Source organism: Campylobacter concisus, assembly GCF_902460415.1.
Lineage (GTDB): Bacteria > Campylobacterota > Campylobacteria > Campylobacterales > Campylobacteraceae > Campylobacter_A > Campylobacter_A concisus_Y.
This window is the reverse complement of record NZ_CABPTY010000001.1, coordinates 549,860-570,084: the sequence shown is the minus strand read 5'-3', so window position 1 is coordinate 570,084 and position 20,225 is coordinate 549,860. Positions and strand designations below refer to the sequence as shown.

The window sequence follows — 20,225 nt, the reverse complement described above, 5'->3', positions numbered from 1 at the left end:
TTGTGATATAATCTAGCCCAAAAATTAAGGTTTGCTTCTTGATAAAACTAGATCGGCGTATTTTAACACATTTTGATTTTATTCAGCCGTTTTTAATAATCCCAATCATAGCCATCTCTTACATCCTAGTTTCCGAAGCAAACGACATTTTAGCAAACAAACAGCTTGTGTATTTTGGCATAGGTTTTGCATCATTTTGTGTAGCGTTTTTACTGCCTATTAGGCGTATTGACTGGATTATTCCGATGTTTTACTGGGTCTGCATCGTGCTGCTTTTAAGTGTCGATCTCTTTGGCGTTAGCAAACTAGGAGCTAGGCGCTGGCTAGAAATTCCCTTTGTTCACTTCACACTTCAGCCCTCGGAGCTCATGAAGCCAGCCTTTTTGCTGATGCTAGCCTATCTCATTAAACAGCGTCCTCCAGAGGCTAATGGATACGGAGTAAAAGATTTTTTAAGACTTAGTTTTTACATACTTTTGCCATTTGTGCTAATCATGAAAGAGCCTGATCTTGGCACCGCACTCATACTTTTAATAGTTGGCTACACCATCCTTTTTGTGATCGGCGTAAATAAGAAAATTTGGATCACTATCATCCTTGCGATAGGCTTTTTGGCACCTGTTTTGTATGAAAATTTACATGACTATCAAAAAAAGAGAATTCACGATTTCATAGCTGAAGAGCCAAGCTATCACGTCAAACAAAGCATCATCGCCATAGGTAGTGGCGGACTGAAGGGCAAGCCAAAGGACGAAGCGACGCAGACGCACTTTAAATTTTTGCCAATCGCCACTAGTGATTTCATCTTTGCCTACAATATCGAGCGTTTTGGCTTTTATGGTGGATTGTTTTTGCTTGGACTTTATGGAGCACTTATAACACATCTTTTAAGTTTAAATTACGGCCTAAAAAATGACTATTTTACACAAGTTACCACCACGGGGATTGCTGCACTTATTTTCGTTTATGTGGGTGTAAATGTCTCGATGACGATCGGTTTTGCACCAGTTGTGGGCGTACCACTGCCATTTTTTAGTTACGGCGGAAGCAGCTTTGTTACATTTATGGTGCTTTTTGGAATTTTGCAAAATTTGCTAACTTTTAGATTTGATAGAACTTATAGTTTTATAAAAATTCGCTTCTAAAAATTTTCTCCACAAATATCAAGCATATAGTTTTTGCTCTATCCTTCTTTGTGCTTTTTGATGCAAGATTTTATGGCATTTATAAGATATTTTATATCCTCTTTTGTATGTGTGTAGTGAATGCTAACACGTACCCAGCCAGGCTTTGCTTCAAAAATGGTATTATCTTTTAAATTAAGCAAATCATGTCCATATGGCCCAGCGCAATCACAGCCTGCACGCGTTTGTATGCCAAATTCGCTACTTAAACTAGCAGCAAAATCATAAGGCGAAATGTCTTTTACATTAAATGCAAAAATAGGTAATCTGTCTAAATTTTCAGGGCAATAATTTATCACCTCATCTATCTTTTCTAGCTCTTTGCAAAACATCTCGCCTAGCTCACATTCAGCCGCTTTTATATTATTAAGTCCGATTTTATTTCTTAGTTTGTAGGCTAAATTTGCACGTATTAGCTGCATTATCGGTGGCGTGCCACCCTCTTCTAAATTTTCAACTTCACTAGTAAAAATATGCGATGTCCTGCTTACGTACTTGACTGTACCTCCTGCTGCAAATGTAGGCAAATTTTTACAAAGCTCTTTTTTGATAGCCAAAAGTCCACAACTCCCAACTCCACCAAGCAGCTTGTGAGGCGAGAGAAACAGTGCGTCAAAATATCTGCAATCAACATTTTCATAAGCACTAAGAGTGGCCACATCAAGTGCCAAAATGCCATTATATTTTTTAATCAGCGAGTAAATTTTTTTATAATCGGTTTTAACGCCAGTGACGTTTGAAGCAGCGCTAAAGCTAGCTATTATCTTTCTTTTTGCATGTTGCTTTAATGTATTCTCAAGCATCACATAGTCTATCTCATTATTTTCATCAAGCTCTATACGTTTTATATCACAAAGCCCTTCTCTTAAGCTAACTTCAACAGAGTGATGCTCATAAGGGCCAATGATCGCCAGTGGCAAGTTTAAATTTCTTAAATTTGCTTCACCGATCAAGGCTCTTGTAGCTGGTGAGATATAAATTCCCACTATCTCCTGAAATTTCTTTATCGCAGCCGTTGCTCCTTGACCAGTCGCGATAAGATAAAAACTATCGTCAAGGCCCAATAAGCTTTTTAACTCAGCCCTTGCGTTTTCATAGTATTTTTGCGTAAGTACCGCGCTTGAACTACTATCTGAGTGAGTATTTGCGTAGGTCTTTAAAAATTTTAAAATTTCATCTTCAATGGGCTTGTAAGCAAGACCTGAAGCCGTGTAGTCAAAATAGTAAAGGCCTTCTTTTAAAATGATATTTTTTCTTACTTCATCGATATTTAGCAATGTTTTCCTTTTATTTAAAACAGGGATTATAATTAAATTTTCATAAAAAATCTTGCAAAACAAGCATCTTTTAAAGCAATAAATTTCTTTGTAAATTTTCTATATTTTTCTTTATCGTGCCATCTTTATAGATAGCGGATATTAAGGCGACTATGTCTGGCTTTACTTTAGCGACACTTGCAATGTTGCTAGCATTTATGCCTCCTATGACACACACATTCATTCCCATTTCTTTTGCTTCTGATATAGTTTGAGCCTTGCAAAGCGGTGCATTTGGTTTTGTTGGGCTTTTAAACATCGCTCCAAAAGCCACATAGCTAGCACCATTTTGTTTTGCCCTAATGGCAAGCTCCAAGCTATCATAGCAGCTAACTCCCACGTAAGCATCATCTCCTAAAATTTCAAACGCCTCTTTTATGCTCGCATCATCTTTTCCCAAATGCACGGACTTTGCCCCTATATGAGCAGCAAATAAAATATCATCATTTACGATAAATCTGGCTCCAAATTTTTCGCATAGGTTGAAAATTTCACCGGCCAGCCTCTCATCTTTGGGTATTTTTTTAGAGCGAAATTGAAAAAATTTCACCCCACACTCTAAAATTTCTTTAGTGTATTGCAAGGCTAAATTTTCAGGCATCAACACATCGTCGCTAATCGCGTAAATTTCAATCACTTATGCCAACTTTATGATTTAGTAGACGTTTGCCAAATTTTGTCGTAATTGCATTTTTAATAGCATTTAAAATGTATCTTTTGGCTAGTTTTATGGCCTCTTCTTTGGTGTATCCATTTGCTAGCAAGCAGGCCAGCGCACTTGCAAAGCTACATCCAGCGCCATGCATGATCTCTGGTTTTATTAGTGGCTCTTTAAATTTAAGCACGTCGCCATTTTTTTTAAAAAGAGTATCTTCGCAAATTTCTGCAACCATGCTTCGCTTTAAGATCATATCGCAAGGTAAATTTTTACTATCAAGCTGCAAAACTTTGGCTTCATCGATATTTGGCGTGATAATGTCTGCAAATTTAAAAAGCTCTTTTAAGCTTGCTATCGCGTCATCTTCGAGAAGCTTTGAGCCTGATTTTGCTACGCAAACTGGATCTATTACTATTTTGATGCCTTGCTTATGAAATTTTTCAAGCCAAAAACCAACGCAAGATATAAGCTCTTTATTAAAAAGCATTCCAACCTTGATAGCATCTATGTTTAGCTCTTCGTCTACCATTTTGATTTGTTCATTTAGATTTGTAACATTTGTAGCAAAGATATTGCTAACACCATTTGTATTTTGTGCCGTAAGAGCCGTGATAGCCGTCGCTGCGTAGCAAGAAAACGCCTCGCATGTCTTAATATCAGCCTGCACGCCAGCACCACCAACACTATCACTTCCTGCAATTATTAATATATTTTTCATCTATCTCCCATACAACCTGAAATTTTATCAACACTAAAAGGATCATCGACTTTCCAACTATTTGAATACTTTTTAATGCTATTTTTTAATGCGTCCACTAGATAATTCACATCTTCTAGTGTATGCGTATAGTGGAGTCCAGCCCTGACCCAGCCTGGCTTGTGGGTAAAGAGTGCGTCTTCCTTTAAATGAAGCAAATCATGTCCATATGGCCCAGCACAAGAGCATCCTGCACGAGTTTGAATGCCATATTCTTTGCTTAAAACTTTAGCTAACTCATAAGGCGAAACACCAGCCACATTAAAAGAAAATATCGGCAAACGCTTTGCATTATTTGGATGATAGCAAGTAAGCTCAGGAATTTCTGCTAGTCTTTTCTCAAAATACTCTCCAAGCTCGCTCTCGTTTTCATATATCGTCCCAAATCCTATCTCATTTCTCAGCCTATAAGCTAAATTTGCCCTTATAAGACCTAAAATAGGCGGAGTGCCAGCCTCTTCTAGCTGTTCACTATCTTTTACAAAAATAGCATAGTTTTTGCTAACATAACTTACCGTTCCACCACCAGCAAATGTCGGCTCATCTGAGTTTGCAAGTATCTTTTTTATAGCAAGAAGCCCACAACTTCCAACTCCACCGAGCAATTTATGAGGAGATAAAAAAAGAGCATCAAAATAGTCACAATCAATATTTCCATAAGCGCTAAAACTTGCAGCATCAAATGCTACAATGCCACCATAAGATTTTATAAGAGTGTAAATTTTGCGGTAGTCGCTCAAAACCCCAGTCACATTTGAAGCCACACTAAAAGTTGCGATGATCTCACGACCGACATTTATCCTTAAAATTTGCTCCAAATGATTAAAGTCGATCCCTCCATTTTTATCAAGCCTGATACGCTCAACCTCACAAAGTGCTTGCCTAAAGCTTATCTCATTTGAATGGTGCTCATAAGGTCCAAGCACCACAAGCGGAGAATTTTCATCTGGCTTTAGGGCATATCTTTTTTTGAGCGCTGGCGATGCATAAATTCCTAAAATTTCTTGAAATTTCTTTATCGCACCGGTAGCTCCATTGCCACAAGTAAAAAGATAAAAGCTCTCATCAAGTCCTAGCAAGCTTTTTAATTCACGTCTTGAATCTTCATAAGTTTGAGCGGTTTTATAGGCGTTTGATGAGCTGATAGAGTGCGTATTTGCATATGTTTGAAGTATTTTTGCTGTCTCATCTTCGATAGGTTTATAAGCTAGCCCTGAAGCTGTAAAATCAAAATAATAAATACCATTTTTTAAAATTATATTTTCTCTAATGTGCTCTAAATTTACCAAATCACAACCCTTGTTTTTTTGCGTAGCATTATAGATTACTTTAGCTAAAATATACTACAATGCCCAAATAAAGGAGCCAATATAAAAGCTTTAAAATCAACATTTGAGCGAATGAAACACCTTGATATAAATGAACTTATTAAATTTCATCTCGTCTTTGATGAGTTTGATTTAAAGCACTCATATTATGATGTTTTTGAAGCGATTGAGGCTGAAATTTTAAACAACTTCTTAGCCTTGATGCCAAAATTTTACTTCGAATCCGATACAAACGATGCTATAAAATCTGCCCTCATAAAACTCGCACGAAGTGATAGAAAAAAATTTAGCGTACATAAAATTTTACCTCAAAGCCTAGCTGGCAAAGTCTATGCAAAGCTTTTTGAAAAGAATTTTTTACTGCTTGAGAAAAGTAGAGAAGTACTGCCAAAAAGATCAAAAAACCAAATGCTAAAAAAAGAAGAAAGGGGCTATAAAGTAGAGGATAAAATACATTTTAATAGCCATTTTTCAAGGTTTTGGTTTAGATTTATAGAGCCAAATTTAAGCTTGCTAAAAGCTGGTAAAAATGATGAAATTTTAGCCATTATAAAAAATGAATTTGACGAATATGCAAGCCTTGGATTTGAAATTTTATGCGGTGAGCTTATGGCAAAAAAATTTCTGATTAATGGCATATTTTTAAGTAGCTTTTGGAGCAAAAATATAGAGCTTGATATGCTATTAAATATAGGTGGCAAGATCATAGTCGGTGAGGCAAAATACAAAGAGAGAAAGGTTTGTAAAAACGTGCTAAATTTACTATTAAAAAAATGTGAAAAACTAAATATCAAGCCAGATATTATTGCTCTTTTTTCAAAGAGTGGATTTAGTAGCGAGCTAAGAAATCTAAAGGATGAAAGACTAAGGCTTTATGAAATTAGCGATTTTGAGGAACTTTTAAAATGAACGAACACGATATCCAAGCTGGCTTAAAAAGCCTGATAGAGCAGACTTATCTGATAGAAAATGAATATAAAAATTTAACATCATCTTACGCAAACTTGCAAAATTTCATTAAAGATATTGTGGAAATTCTGCCAAATGCCATATGGGTGTTAGATGAAAATGATGAGATTTTTTTACAAAACTCAGAAGCAGTAAGACTTGGTAAAATTTTTAAAGAGATACCAAAAAAAGAGGGCGAGATAAATATAGATGGGCAAATTTATCTTTTTAAAACAAGCTCTAAAGACAATAAACTAATAATCTCTGCAACAAATATAACAGCAGAAAAACGCACCGAGCGTCTTGCCTCGATGGGTCAAGTAGCAGCTCACCTAGCCCACGAGATCAGAAATCCGGTAGGCTCTATCTCGCTTTTAGCTTCGACACTGCTTAAAAGAGCTGATGAGCGCATACAGCCTATCGTAAATCAAATACAAAAAGCTACATGGCGAGTCGAACGCATAATAAAAGCTACACTGCTTTTTACAAAGGGGCTTAATATAAATGCGCAAATTTTTGACTTTTCGCAGCTTAAAAAAGAGTGCGAAGAGGCTATAAATTTTTACGACTATTCAAAGGATATTAAATTTAGCCTAGAATTTCCAGATGGAAAATATATGGGCGATCTTGATCTGCTGGCGATCGTATTTCAAAACATTTTATTTAACGCCATTGATGCCATCGAAGAGAGCGAAGACGACGAAGGAGAGATCATTTTAAGCTACGAAAAAACACCAAGTGAGCATAAATTTATCGTTTACGATAGTGGCGAGCCTATCAAAGATAAAGCCATAGTTTTTGAGCCATTTAAAAGTAGCAAGCTAAAAGGCAATGGCCTTGGTTTGCACCTTTGTTTACAGATAGTGCAGGCTCACAAAGGCAGCATCGAGATCACACTAAATCCAAAAACATTTTGCATAAATTTACCAATAAAGGAGTAAGAATGAACATACAAAACGAACTTGAGACATTTAAAAATTCTCTTCAGACACTTGATCTGAGAGAAATTTCAAATGATGGAGCAAAAAACGTTGCATTTATCTGTATCGATATGATAGAAGCTTTTGCTGGTAGCGGCGCACTCTCTAGTCAAAGAGTAGCTGACTTATCAAAAGGGATCGCAACACTTTTTGATAGAGCGTGGAAAGATTTTGGCTTTAGAAATTTTATCCTTATAGAAGATAGGCACACCAGTGATTCAAAAGAATTTGAAACCTTTTTACCTCACGCAGTGCTTGATACAAATGAGATAAAAACCATAAAAGAGATAGAAAGTCTAAGCTTTTTTAAAGAGATCAAAGCATTTTATAAAAACTCTTTAAGCATTGCGTTTAATAAAGAATTTGAGAAATTTTTAGAAGAGCATCCGGAGCTAGACACATTTATAGTCACCGGAGATTGCACTGATATGTGCGTTTATCAGTGTGTTAGTTATCTTAAACTACGAGCCAATGAATACAATAAAAAAGCAAGAGTCATCGTGCCATTTGATCTTACGCAAACATATGACATACCAGGACACAATGGCGACTTTTACCACGAGATGTTTTCTCTTCATATGAAGCTAGCACTTGGTGCTGATGTGGTAAAGAGTATTAAATTTTAAAGCTTAGTTGAAATATTTATGAGCCTATTTAGCTCGTCAAATTTAAAGCTAGGCTCGTTTTTATTCGCTACGATCTCATTAGGACTTTCGCTAAATTTCATATCACAGCTTAGCAAAAGTCCTTTGACAAGGATTTTGTGATCTAGTTCATAAGTGCTTAAACACTCATTTACTACGCTCAAAAGCTCGTTTGCTAGCACTGGCTCTTCAAAGACCACATCTGATCTAAAAGCCACATACGCAGCTCCGCCCTCGTACTCTATCCTATAATAATTTTGCTCATCAAAAGCGGTGCAAAGGATCATACTAATCGTGTGACCATTAAAATTTTCATTTAGTTCAAATCGTGGCGTGCTAAATGTGCTAAGTCCAAATTTTTCGCCAAACTTACGTGCTTTATTTGCAAGCTCGAGCAACCGCTCATCAAAGCCATTTATATTTTCATATCCCCAAAGCCACGTATTTGATGAGAAGCTCTCAGAGCCGATAAACTGCATATCAAACTCACGCTCATCAAAGTAAATTTTACCGCTATCAAAATCAACCTGCCAGTTGCCACCTTCAACAAGTAGTTTAAATGCACGTTTTTGAAGTAATGTTGCTTTACCAACACATGCACTAAAAAGCTCGCTCCAGTTACTTTTATCTACACCAAGCTTATCTAAAAACATCGCTTCTCCAGGCATTAGCAAGCTATTGCTTGAAGTGCTTTTTCTTTAAAGCTGTCATTTACAACAAATTTTGTCTTATAGACAAAAATTTGAGCCGTATTTTCATTTTTTATCTTAATAACAAGACGCTTATCATTGTTTGTGCCACTTTTTATATGTTCGTTATAGCCAAGATTATAAAGGTTAGTGATCTTATCTTTGCTAAGCTCACTAAGGCATAAAAGCACCTCTAGCTCGGCATATTCTCTTGCTTTTTGAGGCACACTAGCTTCTTCATTTTTAGAAAATTTAGAGTTTTGTTTTAGCTTTCTTGTCTTAAAGTCTAAATTTTGCGCATCTTCTAGGCTATAAACCTCGTTTAAATTTGTCCTTACAAATTGATCATCTTTTGTGATATTTATCCTAAAAGCATAAGGCAAGTCACGTTTTGCTTCATCTTTTACTATATCTTCGATGTTGCCAAGCTCTCTTTCAAAGACTGCGATCTCGATATTTCCGTGAAAATCAAGGACGTTTATAGTGCCCATTTTCTTGCCACTTTTGGTTATCCTTGTGCTAAAGTCTTCGATCTTGCCAACAACTAAAATTTCAGCGCTTTGAGGCAAGCTCTCAAATTCTGAACTTAGAGTGTATTTTATCTTATTAATCTCATCTTTATAATCATCAAGTGGATGACCAGAAAGGTAGATACCAACGCTCTCTTGCTCAAATTTTAAAATTTGTTTGATGTCAAATTCGTCATTTATCATGACAAAATTTATCCTCACATCATTCATGCTCTCATCTTCGCCAAATAAGCTCTCAACTGCATTTTTACGGATCTGAGCAGCACTTTTGCAAGCTTCTATGATATTTTCTACATTTTGCATAAGCATCTTACGACTAAAGCCAAACTCATCAAAACATCCAGCTTTTATAAGGCTTTCAAAGACCTTTTTATTTACTTTAAATGGATCGATCCTTGAGACAAAGTCATCCATACTCTTAAATTCGCCATTTGCTTCACGCTCAGTGATAATGTTTTCAATAGCTGCTCCGCCAACACCTTTAATCGCACCAAGCCCAAAGATAATGCCGTCATGATCGCCATTTTTAACGACGCTAAATTCTTTAGTTGATTTATTTATAGATGGCGGCAAAGTATCTATATTTATACGCTTTATCTCATCGATATAGCGAACGATCTTATCGACGTTACTCTCTTCGCTTGTAAGAAGTGCTGCCATAAATTCAGCCGGATAATAGGCCTTAAGATAAGCCGTCTGAAATGTGACATAGGCATAAGCTGCGGAGTGAGATTTATTAAAGCCATATCCTGCAAATTTTACAATTAGCTCAAAAAGATCGTCTGCTTTTTGTCCATTTAGCCCTTTTGCCTCAGCGCCTTTTACAAACTCTCCCTTTAGCCTGTCCATCTCCTCTTTGATCTTTTTACCCATCGCACGGCGTACAAGGTCCGCTCCACCAAGGCTAAAGCCGCCTATGGCTTGAACGATTTGCATAACTTGCTCTTGATAGACGATGACACCGTATGTTGGCGCAAGGATTGGCTCAAGCTCTTTAAATGAGTAGGTTATCTCGGCCTCGCCATGTTTTCTTTTGACAAAGTCATCGAGCATACCACTCTCCATCGGTCCTGGGCGGTAGAGCGCTAGCATCGCGACGATATCCTCGAAGCAGTCTGGACGCAAGCTAGTTCCTAGCTTTCTCATGCCTTCGCCCTCGATTTGGAAAATTCCTATCGCTTGGCCGCTTTGTATCATTTTATAAACATTAGAATCGTTTTTATCGATCTGCTCCCAAATGATATCCTTGCCAGTTCGTTGTTTTACTAGCTTTATGGCATTATCGATAACCGTTAGTGTTTTTAGTCCAAGAAAGTCAAATTTAATTAAATCCACATCCTCAAGATATTTAAGACTATACTGCGTAACATAGCGATCTTCTGGGCTGTTTGGCTGACGAAATAGCGGAGTTTTGTTCCACAGCTCCTCATTTGAAATAACAACACCTGCTGCGTGCTGGCCAGCGTTTCTGTTTAGTCCCTCAAGGTCAAGTGCAAATTTCCAAATTTTAGCTGCCTTTGAATTTTGACTTATTAACTCAGCTATCTTTGGCTCTTTTTCATAAGCATCTTTTAGCGTAATACCAAGTTCATCAGGTATTAGCTTTGCCATCGCATCGGCTTCGGCGTAAGGCATATCACAAACCCTAGCAACATCTCTAATAACACCTTTTGCGAGCAATTTACCAAATGTAATAACGCCAGCAACGTTAAATTTTCCATATTTTTGCGTAACATAGTCAATTATCTCACCACGCCTACTTTGACAAAAGTCCACGTCGATATCTGGCATGCTAACACGTTCTGGGTTTAGAAACCTCTCAAAAAGTAGGTTGTATGGGATAGGATCAAGGTCAGTGATCTTTAGCGAGTAAGCGACCAAGCTACCAGCCGCAGAACCACGTCCTGGACCAACTGGCACGCCTCTACTTTTAGCCTCATTTATGAAGTCCCAAACGATCATCATATAGCCTGGGAAATTCATTTTATTAATTATGCCAATCTCTATCTCAAGGCGCTTTTTGTATTCGTCATGTAAATTTTCAGGGACAAATTTTAGCCTCTCATCAAGACCTTTTCTACATTCATATTCAAAAAACACAGCATCATTTTTAAAGCTATATCTATTTTCTGGCTCTGGAAGTGTTAAATTTCTCTCTTTGGCATATTCAAGAGTAAATTTAAAATTTGGCGGAGTTGGGTTGCCAAGCTTGATCTCAAGGTTGCACTTATTTACGATCTCTTGGGTATTTTCTATCACTTCGGGGATATCTAAAAATAGCTCACTCATCTGCTCTTTGCTTTTTACAAAAAACTCATGAACGCTGTGGCGAAGTCGGTTTGGATCATCTAAAGTTTTGTTCATCGCGATACACATAAAAACCTCATGTGCGTCAGCTCGCTCTTTAAAAGTGTAGTGAGTATCGTTTGTAGCGATAACCTTTATGCCAGTCTCTTTGGCGATGCGTAAAATATCATCATCAATGCGTTTTTGATCGCCGATGCCGTGACGCATGATCTCAAGATAAAAGTCATCTCCAAAAATTTCTTTATATTCAAGTGCGACCTCTTTTGCTCTCTCATAGCCCTTTGCACCAAATTTGACGTTACGATCGCTTAAATTTAGATGCCAACTCACCTCGCCCTGCAAGCAAGCAGAGCTACAAACCAAGCCCTCGCTGTGCTCTTTTAAAATTTTTTTATTGATACGAGGATAGTAGTAAAAGCCCTCGATGTAACTCATAGAGCTAAGATACATTAAATTTTTATAGCCAGTCTCGTTTTTGGCGATTAGTATAAGGTGAAAGCGCTGCTTGGTGCTCTTATCATCAAGCTGCTCGCCATTATGCACGTAAGCTTCGATGCCAATTAGCGGTTTTATACCCTCTTTTTTCATCGCCTTGTAAAAATCTATCGCTCCAAACATATTGCCGTGATCAGTAATCGCCGCTGCTGTGTCGCCTCTATCATGAAGCACGTGAGCTAGCTCTTTTATCTTGTTCGCTCCATCAAGAAGGGAGTATTCGGTGTGTAAATGCAGGTGCGTAAAGCTAGAATTTTCACTCATTTTTTATCCTTTTTTAATGAGTGGATTTTACAAAATTTTGGCTAATAAGGTGCTTGATGAAAACTTAATGGGAGCTTTAAAAATTTATAGAATTTGTAGTTTGTGGCTAAGAACGAAGCGCGCTGTCATCTGGCGCACTGTGCTATTAAGGTCTTGTAAATTTTAAACGAGTAATTTCGGCTCTAAAATTTGAGCTAAGTGGTCAATGAAGCCAAAATTTAGTAGTCAATTCTTGCGAGTGAATGGAATTTTAAAATCTATAAAGTGAAAAAGAATTAGATCGCGGACTAAGCCGCAATCCATTATAGATAAACTGGGATATTTGTGTGTTCTAAGAAAAATCTTGATGTTCCGCCAAGCACCATTTCCATAAGACCATTTTCACCATATCTGCTAGCAACGATTAGATCAGCATTTCTATCAATAGCTGCTTTCAAAAGTGCTTCACCAGGTATCATCGTAGTAGCGATTACTTCAAAAGTGGCTGATATGCCATGAATTTTGAAGTACTCTTCAAGCTTTTTAAGATTTAGTTCAGCATTATCTCCAAGGCTTGCTTTTGAGGTAATGCACTGAACCTTTTTTGCCTTTTTTAAAAGATCAATCGAGCCTGTTAATGCCCTTGAGCTTTGAGTAGTGCCTGTCCAGCTTACAAGGATATTATCGGCTTTAAACTCACGCATTTTTCTAGGGATTACAATCGCATTTTTACCGCTTTTTAGAACAGCTGACTCAAATGTACCAGTGATCTTTCCATCAAGTGGCACAGCAGCCACAACTAGGTCGCAAAATTTACTCTCTTGCTCCACTATTGCGCTTCTTTTGCCACTATGAATAGTAAAATTTGCAGTGCAAACATCTTCAATGATTTCACTAGTTACTTTTATGCCAAGCTCAGCACAAATTTTATTAAAAATTTTCTCATTCTCTTCATGCTCGACAGCTAGTTCAGATTTAGCTGATTTTAGAAATTCCTCAAAAAGCACTCCTCCACGAAGCGTCATTTTCATATTATAAACTACACTTGGGTCAAGCTGGCAAGTCATAATTTCCATATGTGTGTTAAACCACTGAGCAACCTTTAGGGCACCATAAATTCTTGGCTCGATATCGTCTCCAGCTCCTATTGGAAAAAGCAACTTTTTGTATTTCATCATCTGTCCTTTAAAATTTATTCAACCAAAGAGAGCGAAATTTTATTTCCTTTTTGCTCGCTCACACATACTTTGACCTGATCACCTACGTTTAATGGGCTTTTTATCTTTGAGATATGAAGCAAGCCATCAATGCCATCTTTTAGCTCGATAAACACACCAAAATCAACCACACTCTTTACAGTTCCCAAAAACTCATCACCGATATTAAAATTTGGTTTTGAACGCTCTTTGTCGTGTTTGAATGGCTTTTTGCCAAATGAACGTCCATTGTCTTTTGAAGTGATAGAGATGATGTAGTCCTTTGCGGCATCGACATTTTTTTTTGCTCCACCTGCGATTTTAACTTCACCTTTTTCTCTATCAAGATCGATTGAGACTTCAAATTTCTCAATGATCTCTTTTATAGTCTTGCCAGCTTGTCCGATGATGTCTACGATCTTGCTTGGATCAACACTAAATAATTCAAGCTTTGGAAGCACATCTTCATTTATTTCTATATTTTTATCCGCTTCTGCCATCAAAGATAAGATATGCTCTCTACCACGTTTTGCTTGATAAAGTGCCTCTTTTAGCACTTCTAAGCTAATGCCACCAAGCTTAATATCCATCTGAAGCGCTGTGATGCCATCACTTGTACCTGCTACTTTAAAGTCCATGTCGCCGTCATGATCTTCAAGTCCCATGATATCTGTTAGCACTGCATGCTTATCGCCTTCAAATATTAATCCCATAGCGACACCTGCGACAAGTTTTAAAGTATTTACGCCAGCTGCTCTAAGTGCGAGCGAGCCACCGCAAACGCTAGCCATTGAGCTTGAACCGTTGCTCTCTAAAATTTCTGAAACGACTCTTATTGTGTATGGAGAAGCTAGATCAATACTTGGCGCAAGGGCACGTTTGGCTAAATTTCCATGTCCAAGCTCGCGTCTACCAGGAGCTTTTAGTGGGCTTGCCTCGCCTACGCTAAAGCCTGGAAAGTTGTAGTTAAACATAAATTTCTCTACAAAAGGTACTTTTTCAGTTAGGATGTCATACATTTGAGCATCACTATCAGTGCCAAGAGTAGTGACAACTAGGGCTTGTGTCTGTCCTCTTGTAAAGAGGCATGAGCCATGTGCATTTGGAAGCACATTTGTTTCGATACTAATAGGCCTAACCTCTTCAAGATCACGTCCATCGGCCCTTACGCCCTCATTTATTATCTGCTCTCTAACGATTTTCTTTTTATATTTGCCAAGGACATTTGTGATGACAGCCTCATCCCAGCCCTCTTTTTGAGCGACCTCGTCGCTTGAAATTTGTTTTGCGATCTTGCTAAGTTCGCTAGCGCGCTCGCTTTTTGCCATTTGATTGATCGCATTTTTGACTTCGGCTTTATAAAATTTATCGATATAAATAGCGATATTTTCATTTTCTATCTCAGGTTTTAGCTCAAGCACAGCGTCCTCTTTCTTATGCTCTTTGAAAGCTTCTTCGTAAGCACTGCTAGCCCTTAGTATCGCCTTACCAGCAAAATCAATCGCCTCAACCATCATATCTTCGCTAAATTCATTCATTAGCTGTTTTTGAGCCATGCTATCACTTAAGCTCGGATCTATCATCGGCTCAATCGCGACCATCGGGATAAGCTGCGTAGTTTGCTGAGGTAAGCTTCTCATCTCGATCATCAAAAGCTCATCTTTTGTGCCAGCTACATATAGATCAATAGCGCTTTGTTTTAGCTCAGAGTTGCTTGGATTGATCACAAATTTTTCATCTATATAGCCAACTCTAACACCACAAACTGGGCGATTTACTGGGATGTCACTAAGATAGAGTGCAACTGAGGCTGCATTTAGACTTACAACCTGCAAATCAACTTCAGGATCAGCTGAAAGCACCATTACAACGATTTGAGTTGGATATGCGTAACCTTTTGGAAAGAGTGGTCTAAGAGATCTATCGATGATACGAGCTGTTAGCGTTTCAAAGTCGCCTGGCTTTGTCTCGCGCTTAACGTAACCGCCAGGAATTTTACCAGCGGCGTAGGCTTTTTCTATATACTGCACCGTTAGAGGTAAAAAATCCTCCTCAACTTGCGTGTCCTCTCTTGCAACAGTTGCTAAAACGACAGTATTTTTCACCCTTAAAAGTACCGCTCCGCTAGCTTGTTTTGCTACTTTATTAAGGTCAAAAATTTCAACCTGATTATTGACTTCTATACTATATTGCATTATTTTTATCTCCTTGTTGTTTTTGTAACGGCAAATAATAAGGGCTCTCTTCTAATATTGACATGATACGCTCACTCGTAGCTTCGATCTTTTTCTCGTAATACGAATCCACATCGATAAAATCAACGATCTTGTTTATCGTGTAAATTTCATCAACCATATCATTTAAATTTGTAAAGACATCAGTAGCAATCACTGGCGTTGCGTATGAGATGGATTTTACCTTCACATCAAGCAACGTCTTTATGCAAATGAGTGCCGTCATACCAGTCTCGCACCCCTCATCGATTAGTAAAATATTTTTATCTTTTAGCTCTCCTATCAAATTTCCTTTTCGGTATTTATAAACGTTTTTTAAAATTTTCTCTTCATATTTTCTATGTGCTTCACCGTAAATGTAGTCATAGCTTATATTAAAAGCTTTTATAAGTTTATCATTTAATACTATATCTTCTGTCTCACTAACTATTGCAACATCACATTCGCTATTATTTGGTGCAGGTATTGGCTCGCTAAAGAGCATCTCGTAGCTTAAATTTAAACTTCTACAAACTGCATCTGTGAGTATAACTGACTCAAGCGACATGCAAACAACTATCGTCTTTTTATCTATGAGCTCTTTTTTTGGCAAAATTTCAATTAGCTTGCTAGCTGCTTCTAGTTGATCCTTAAATTTAGCCGTTATCATTTAGTTGGCACTCGATTTTGTGCTGCTTTGCGAAAAGTCATAGTGCAAACCGCCCATTGGATAGAAATTTATCGTGAAATAGATACCATTTTTTCTAGTTGATGCTGAGCCGTTTATTGTTGTTGTTGGCTCGACATCTTGTTGATAAATTATCCCGTAATTCCAGCATTTTCTTTGATGAAGCACGCCAACTCTCCAGCTTTTTGTGTAACTTCGCTCAATATCATATTGCCAGCCACCAATAAGACTATACTGATGAGGGAGCTTTACGCCAGCACTGCTTGTAAAGTAGCTATCTTTTGTTGCGCTATTTTTAGCAAAGCTATCGCTCTTTTTCATCGTATGGAGCATATTTATCCAAAATAGATCGTGCGTATAGTAAAATCCATTTTGAACCTTTTTAAGCTCTCTATCTTTGTGTGAGTACTCAAGCTTATTATAAAGGCTAAAATTCTCAAATGGATATAAATAGATGGCATTTTTTAAATTTGAATACTCATCATCTTTTGTGTAATATCCTTGTGAGATGCTATGTTTGACGACCTTTCTGCCACTGCCGTTAAAGAAATACTGCGTCAAATAGCCAGAAACTTCCTCTTTGCTCTGATCTTGGGCTAAGAAATTTTCATACTCATTTAGATCTTTGTCATAGATAAACTCGTCGTCTAAATTTCCTTTTCTATATCCTGGCAACAAGTACTCAGCACCAAAATTTAAAGTATGATAAAAGCTCTCATACACCTTTGCAAGGTCTGTGTGAAGGGCAAATTTATGGTAGTTATTTACAAAATTTGCGTGTTTATCTTCTCTTTTATCATCAAATGAATTTATCTTATTCTCGTAATTTATTCTTGATGCGTATAGATACTCGTAAAATGAAAAAGTTAAACTATCATCAAGCAGTGGCACATGCACTGAAGCTGGAAGCGTAAATTCATACTGAGTCGCTCTAACGCCTATCTTTCTATCGTATCTATGTGACTGAAGATCGAGTGAATATAAGATATTTGGCAAGACAATATCATCTGTAAATTTATGATACTGAAGCGATGGAAGCTCTTGAAGAGTGTCTTTGTTCTCATTTTTTGAGCCAATTTTTTCAGTGTCTATGTAGTATTTTGCATAAGCACCAAAATAATGATCGTCATTTGCGATGAAATAGTTAAATTTAGAAGTTACAAGCGAATCATAATCATCATCCCTGCCTTTTAAATTTAAATAATCTATATCATTTAGCTTCGTTGCGTCTATCCAAATTCCCTCTTGCAAATCCGCTTCGCTAAGGTATCTTATAAGCTTATCTCTTTCGTATTTTAGTCCAATGCCTTTATGTGTTTTATTTTTTAGTTCAGCTTTATTTGAAGTCTCTCCTTTTTGCTTGGCTTGGTAGCTGTTTTTATCAGTAAATGAGCCAAAGCTGATTTCGCCCCTTGAATCAGGCGACTCAGTAAATCTAAACGCACCATAAATTCCAGCACCTCTGTTTGTTCTTATCTGCGGATCAAGCTCGAAGTCCCACTCATTATAAGGTGCAAAATAAATCGGCTGCTTGTAATAAAAACCTTCAGATTTTCCGTATCCAAGCTCAGGCGGCAAAAGACCTGTTCTTCTTGTGGTATCTGTTGAAAAACCAAAATATGGCAAATAAAAAACTGGCACATTAGCTATACGAAAGACTGGGTTAAAAAGATGTAAAAATTTGCTTTGTTTATTTAGCATAGCTGAGCTTGAAGTGATACTCCAGTCAGGATCTTGGACATTACAGCTTGAAACCATCGCTTTTTTAACTCTATAGTACTCACTATCAGAGCTACTTTCATTGCTTCTCATCCATACTTCCATGTCTTTATTCATCATAAAAAGCGACTCAAAAGCAGTGTCATTATTTTTTAAATTTAGCTTTGCATAGTTTGAGCGAGAGACTTCACTCTTGCCCTTCATCATGTTGACGTTACCAAATAGCTCGATAACCGAATCATTTTGATCATACACAGCACAATCAGCTGTCACAAGGTAATCTTGTGAATACACAACAACATTTTTATTGGCCGTGACAATGCCTTTATCTTGCTTCACATCATCAGCTAATAGCTGCACATCTTGCACTGCTGCACTTAGATTTAAAATACAAACCGGAACTAAAAATAAAATTTTACGCATTTATCACCACTGTTTTTGCTATTTTGTCTTGCCAAGTCTGCCTAGCTGGATTTGCAAATGCCCATGCAAAACCAAGATAAAAACAAGCTTCACTAACTAACCTAAAAATCGCCCTTACTAGGCTTGAAATAAAATTTGGTCTATCTAAAATTTCTACATTAATACACATCGTCTTTGTTAGCATTTGCCCAAGACTCGCACCATAATACCAAACAAAAAATGCATGATAAATAATCTTTAGTGAGACTATTTGCCAAAAGAAATTTAAGGTCAAATTTCTGGCTTCATCATAGCTCATAACCGACAAAAAGGCATCCCAGTAAATGATCAAAAACAAAAAAGAAACAATACATTCATCAATTGAGTAAGCTAGCACTCTTTTTGAAAATGGCGCTAGCGAAATTTCTTCTTTTTCAAGTTTTTCAACTATCTGCATACTCATTTTAATGCCTGCCAGGCAATATCTTTTCTATAATGTGCTCCGTCAAATTTTACATTTTCGCAAAGCTCATAAGCTCTATCACGTGCCTCTTTTATGCTCTTCGCAGTGGCCACGCAGACTAATACTCTGCCACCATCTGCATAAATTTCTCCATCTTGCTCACTAACACCAGCATAAGCGATGTGAGTATCTTTTACATCATTTAAAACTGAAATTTTAGCTTTTGGGCTACTTTTATACGGATAGTCCTTACTAGCCATCACAACACCAACTGCAAATTCATCTTTTAAGCTAATAGGCTTTAGCTCGCCCTTTGCAGCATTTAGTAAAATTTCGCTTAGATTTCCATCAATTAATGGCATCAATACCTCGCACTCAGGATCGCCAAATCTTACGTTAAACTCAAGCACATAAGGCTCATTTTTAACGATCATCAGTCCCACAAAAAGCACTCCACAAAACGGACTGCCCTCGTTTTTCATCCCTTTTAGAGTTGGCTTTACAACCTCTTCTTCGACCCTTTTTATCAGCTCTTTTGAAGCAAGCGGACTTGGAGCATAAGCACCCATGCCGCCAGTATTTGGACCTTCGTCGTTATCAAGTAAGCGTTTGTGATCTTGCGCAACTGGCAAGCTTACAAAATTTTCGCCGTCACAAATAGCAAAAAAGCTCAGCTCAAAGCCGTCCAAAAACTCTTCAACGACAACAAATTTACCAGCCTCGCCAAAGCTAGCTCCGCTTAGCATGTCACTAACTGCCTCTTTGGCCTCCTCTTTAGAATTTGCGATTATAACGCCTTTTCCGGCACAAAGACCATCGGCCTTTACGACCATCGGCGCGCTTAAGGTATCAATAAATTTAAATGCTTTTTCTTTATCATCTGTGTTTAAATATCTTGCAGTTTTTATATTATTTCTAGCTAGAAAATCCTTCATATAGGCCTTGCTAGCTTCAAGTCTAGCAGCTGCTTTGCTTGGTCCAAAGATGAGCAAACCCTCTTTTTTAAAGATATCCACTACGCCTTCACTAAGCGGCGCTTCAGGGCCCACGATAGTTAGAGCAATATCATTTTGTTTAGCAAATTTTGCAAGCTCATAAAAGTCTTTTATCTTCAAATTCTCGCCAAGGCGTGAAGTAGCACCATTTCCAGGCGCAAAATATAAATTTATATTTTTTTCGCTTTTTAGTTTTAGAGCAATGGCGTATTCGCGACCACCACTTCCTATTATGAGAATATTCATTTCATCTCCGTAAATTTAAAAACCCAAGTGGGCGTCGCATAGAAGAGTGGCCCATAAACAAAGCCAATCTTGCAAATAGATGGATACCAAACGGTTGCAACTTCTCGCCTTTTCAGACTCAAACGAAGCCACATCACAAGGCACCCATACCTTTTCGCTAACAAAAAAGTGTTGGACCCCGTAAAATGCTGACTCGCTTCACTCAGGCAATAAAATTATATAAA

16 protein-coding genes are annotated in these 20,225 nt (G+C 37.5%); 4 read left to right on the top strand and 12 right to left on the bottom strand.

Annotation, left to right across the window (positions count from 1 at the left end; genetic code table 11):
• The first annotated feature begins 38 nt into the window (after positions 1 to 38).
• Positions 39 to 1,145, top strand: coding sequence for an FtsW/RodA/SpoVE family cell cycle protein (locus tag FZ940_RS02705; RefSeq protein ID WP_148821402.1), 1,107 nt, complete (start codon positions 39 to 41; stop codon positions 1,143 to 1,145).
• Positions 1,146 to 1,183: 38 nt separating this feature from the next.
• Here the strand turns inward: FZ940_RS02705 and FZ940_RS02700 are convergent, their stop codons facing one another.
• The 4 genes from FZ940_RS02700 to FZ940_RS02685 form a co-directional block, all read right to left on the bottom strand.
• Positions 1,184 to 2,461 carry an aminotransferase class V-fold PLP-dependent enzyme gene (locus FZ940_RS02700; protein ID WP_148821401.1) on the bottom strand — a complete coding sequence of 426 codons (1,278 nt, stop codon included), beginning with the start codon at positions 2,459 to 2,461 and terminating at the stop codon, positions 1,184 to 1,186.
• Positions 2,462 to 2,531: 70 nt separating this feature from the next.
• Positions 2,532 to 3,137: a thiamine phosphate synthase gene (gene thiE, locus FZ940_RS02695; RefSeq protein WP_148821400.1), complete on the bottom strand. Its 606-nt coding sequence runs from the start codon at positions 3,135 to 3,137 to the stop codon at positions 2,532 to 2,534.
• On the bottom strand, positions 3,130 to 3,876 hold the full coding sequence (locus FZ940_RS02690) for a hydroxymethylpyrimidine/phosphomethylpyrimidine kinase (protein ID WP_148821399.1): 747 nt from the start codon (positions 3,874 to 3,876) through the stop codon (positions 3,130 to 3,132). Before FZ940_RS02690 ends, thiE begins: the two co-directional genes overlap by 8 nt.
• Complete coding sequence (locus tag FZ940_RS02685) at positions 3,873 to 5,204, bottom strand: aminotransferase class V-fold PLP-dependent enzyme (RefSeq protein ID WP_148821398.1); 1,332 nt, start codon at positions 5,202 to 5,204, stop codon at positions 3,873 to 3,875. Before FZ940_RS02685 ends, FZ940_RS02690 begins: the two co-directional genes overlap by 4 nt.
• Before the next feature lie 111 nt (positions 5,205 to 5,315).
• Here FZ940_RS02685 and FZ940_RS02680 point away from each other — a divergent pair, with 111 nt between their 5' ends.
• The 3 genes from FZ940_RS02680 to FZ940_RS02670 are packed head-to-tail and all read left to right on the top strand — an operon-like array spanning position 5,316 to position 7,797.
• Positions 5,316 to 6,152 (top strand): DUF234 domain-containing protein, encoded by an 837-nt coding sequence (locus FZ940_RS02680; RefSeq protein ID WP_148821397.1) that lies wholly within the window; start codon positions 5,316 to 5,318, stop codon positions 6,150 to 6,152.
• Positions 6,149 to 7,132, top strand: coding sequence for a sensor histidine kinase (locus FZ940_RS02675; protein ID WP_148821396.1), 984 nt, complete (start codon positions 6,149 to 6,151; stop codon positions 7,130 to 7,132). The genes FZ940_RS02680 and FZ940_RS02675 overlap by 4 nt, the downstream gene beginning before the upstream one ends.
• 2 nt (positions 7,133 to 7,134) lie before the next feature.
• Complete coding sequence (locus FZ940_RS02670) at positions 7,135 to 7,797, top strand: cysteine hydrolase family protein (protein ID WP_148821395.1); 663 nt, start codon at positions 7,135 to 7,137, stop codon at positions 7,795 to 7,797.
• On the opposite strand, the gene FZ940_RS02665 is transcribed toward FZ940_RS02670, so the two are convergent.
• From FZ940_RS02665 to purD, 8 genes are all read right to left on the bottom strand, one after another.
• The gene (locus FZ940_RS02665) at positions 7,794 to 8,483 is read right to left on the bottom strand and encodes a DUF6882 domain-containing protein (protein ID WP_148821576.1); all 690 of its coding nucleotides are present in this window, start codon (positions 8,481 to 8,483) and stop codon (positions 7,794 to 7,796) included. The genes FZ940_RS02670 and FZ940_RS02665 overlap by 4 nt on opposite strands.
• The gene (gene dnaE / locus FZ940_RS02660; RefSeq protein WP_148821394.1) at positions 8,483 to 12,100 is read right to left on the bottom strand and encodes a DNA polymerase III subunit alpha; all 3,618 of its coding nucleotides are present in this window, start codon (positions 12,098 to 12,100) and stop codon (positions 8,483 to 8,485) included. The genes FZ940_RS02665 and dnaE overlap by 1 nt, the downstream gene beginning before the upstream one ends.
• A gap of 302 nt (positions 12,101 to 12,402) precedes the next feature.
• Positions 12,403 to 13,254 carry a universal stress protein gene (locus FZ940_RS02650; RefSeq protein ID WP_021091781.1) on the bottom strand — a complete coding sequence of 284 codons (852 nt, stop codon included), beginning with the start codon at positions 13,252 to 13,254 and terminating at the stop codon, positions 12,403 to 12,405.
• Positions 13,255 to 13,271: 17 nt separating this feature from the next.
• Positions 13,272 to 15,470, bottom strand: a complete 2,199-nt coding sequence (locus tag FZ940_RS02645; protein ID WP_148821393.1) for a polyribonucleotide nucleotidyltransferase — start codon at positions 15,468 to 15,470, stop codon at positions 13,272 to 13,274.
• Positions 15,460 to 16,158: a sodium:proton antiporter gene (locus FZ940_RS02640; protein ID WP_148821392.1), complete on the bottom strand. Its 699-nt coding sequence runs from the start codon at positions 16,156 to 16,158 to the stop codon at positions 15,460 to 15,462. Before FZ940_RS02640 ends, FZ940_RS02645 begins: the two co-directional genes overlap by 11 nt.
• Positions 16,159 to 18,318 carry an LPS-assembly protein LptD gene (locus FZ940_RS02635; RefSeq protein ID WP_148821391.1) on the bottom strand — a complete coding sequence of 720 codons (2,160 nt, stop codon included), beginning with the start codon at positions 18,316 to 18,318 and terminating at the stop codon, positions 16,159 to 16,161. It abuts the gene before it with no gap.
• The gene (locus tag FZ940_RS02630) at positions 18,311 to 18,760 is read right to left on the bottom strand and encodes an RDD family protein (RefSeq protein ID WP_148821390.1); all 450 of its coding nucleotides are present in this window, start codon (positions 18,758 to 18,760) and stop codon (positions 18,311 to 18,313) included. The genes FZ940_RS02635 and FZ940_RS02630 overlap by 8 nt, the downstream gene beginning before the upstream one ends.
• On the bottom strand, positions 18,757 to 20,001 hold the full coding sequence (purD, locus tag FZ940_RS02625; protein ID WP_148821389.1) for a phosphoribosylamine--glycine ligase: 1,245 nt from the start codon (positions 19,999 to 20,001) through the stop codon (positions 18,757 to 18,759). The genes FZ940_RS02630 and purD overlap by 4 nt, the downstream gene beginning before the upstream one ends.
• Between the last annotated feature and the right edge of the window lie 224 nt (positions 20,002 to 20,225).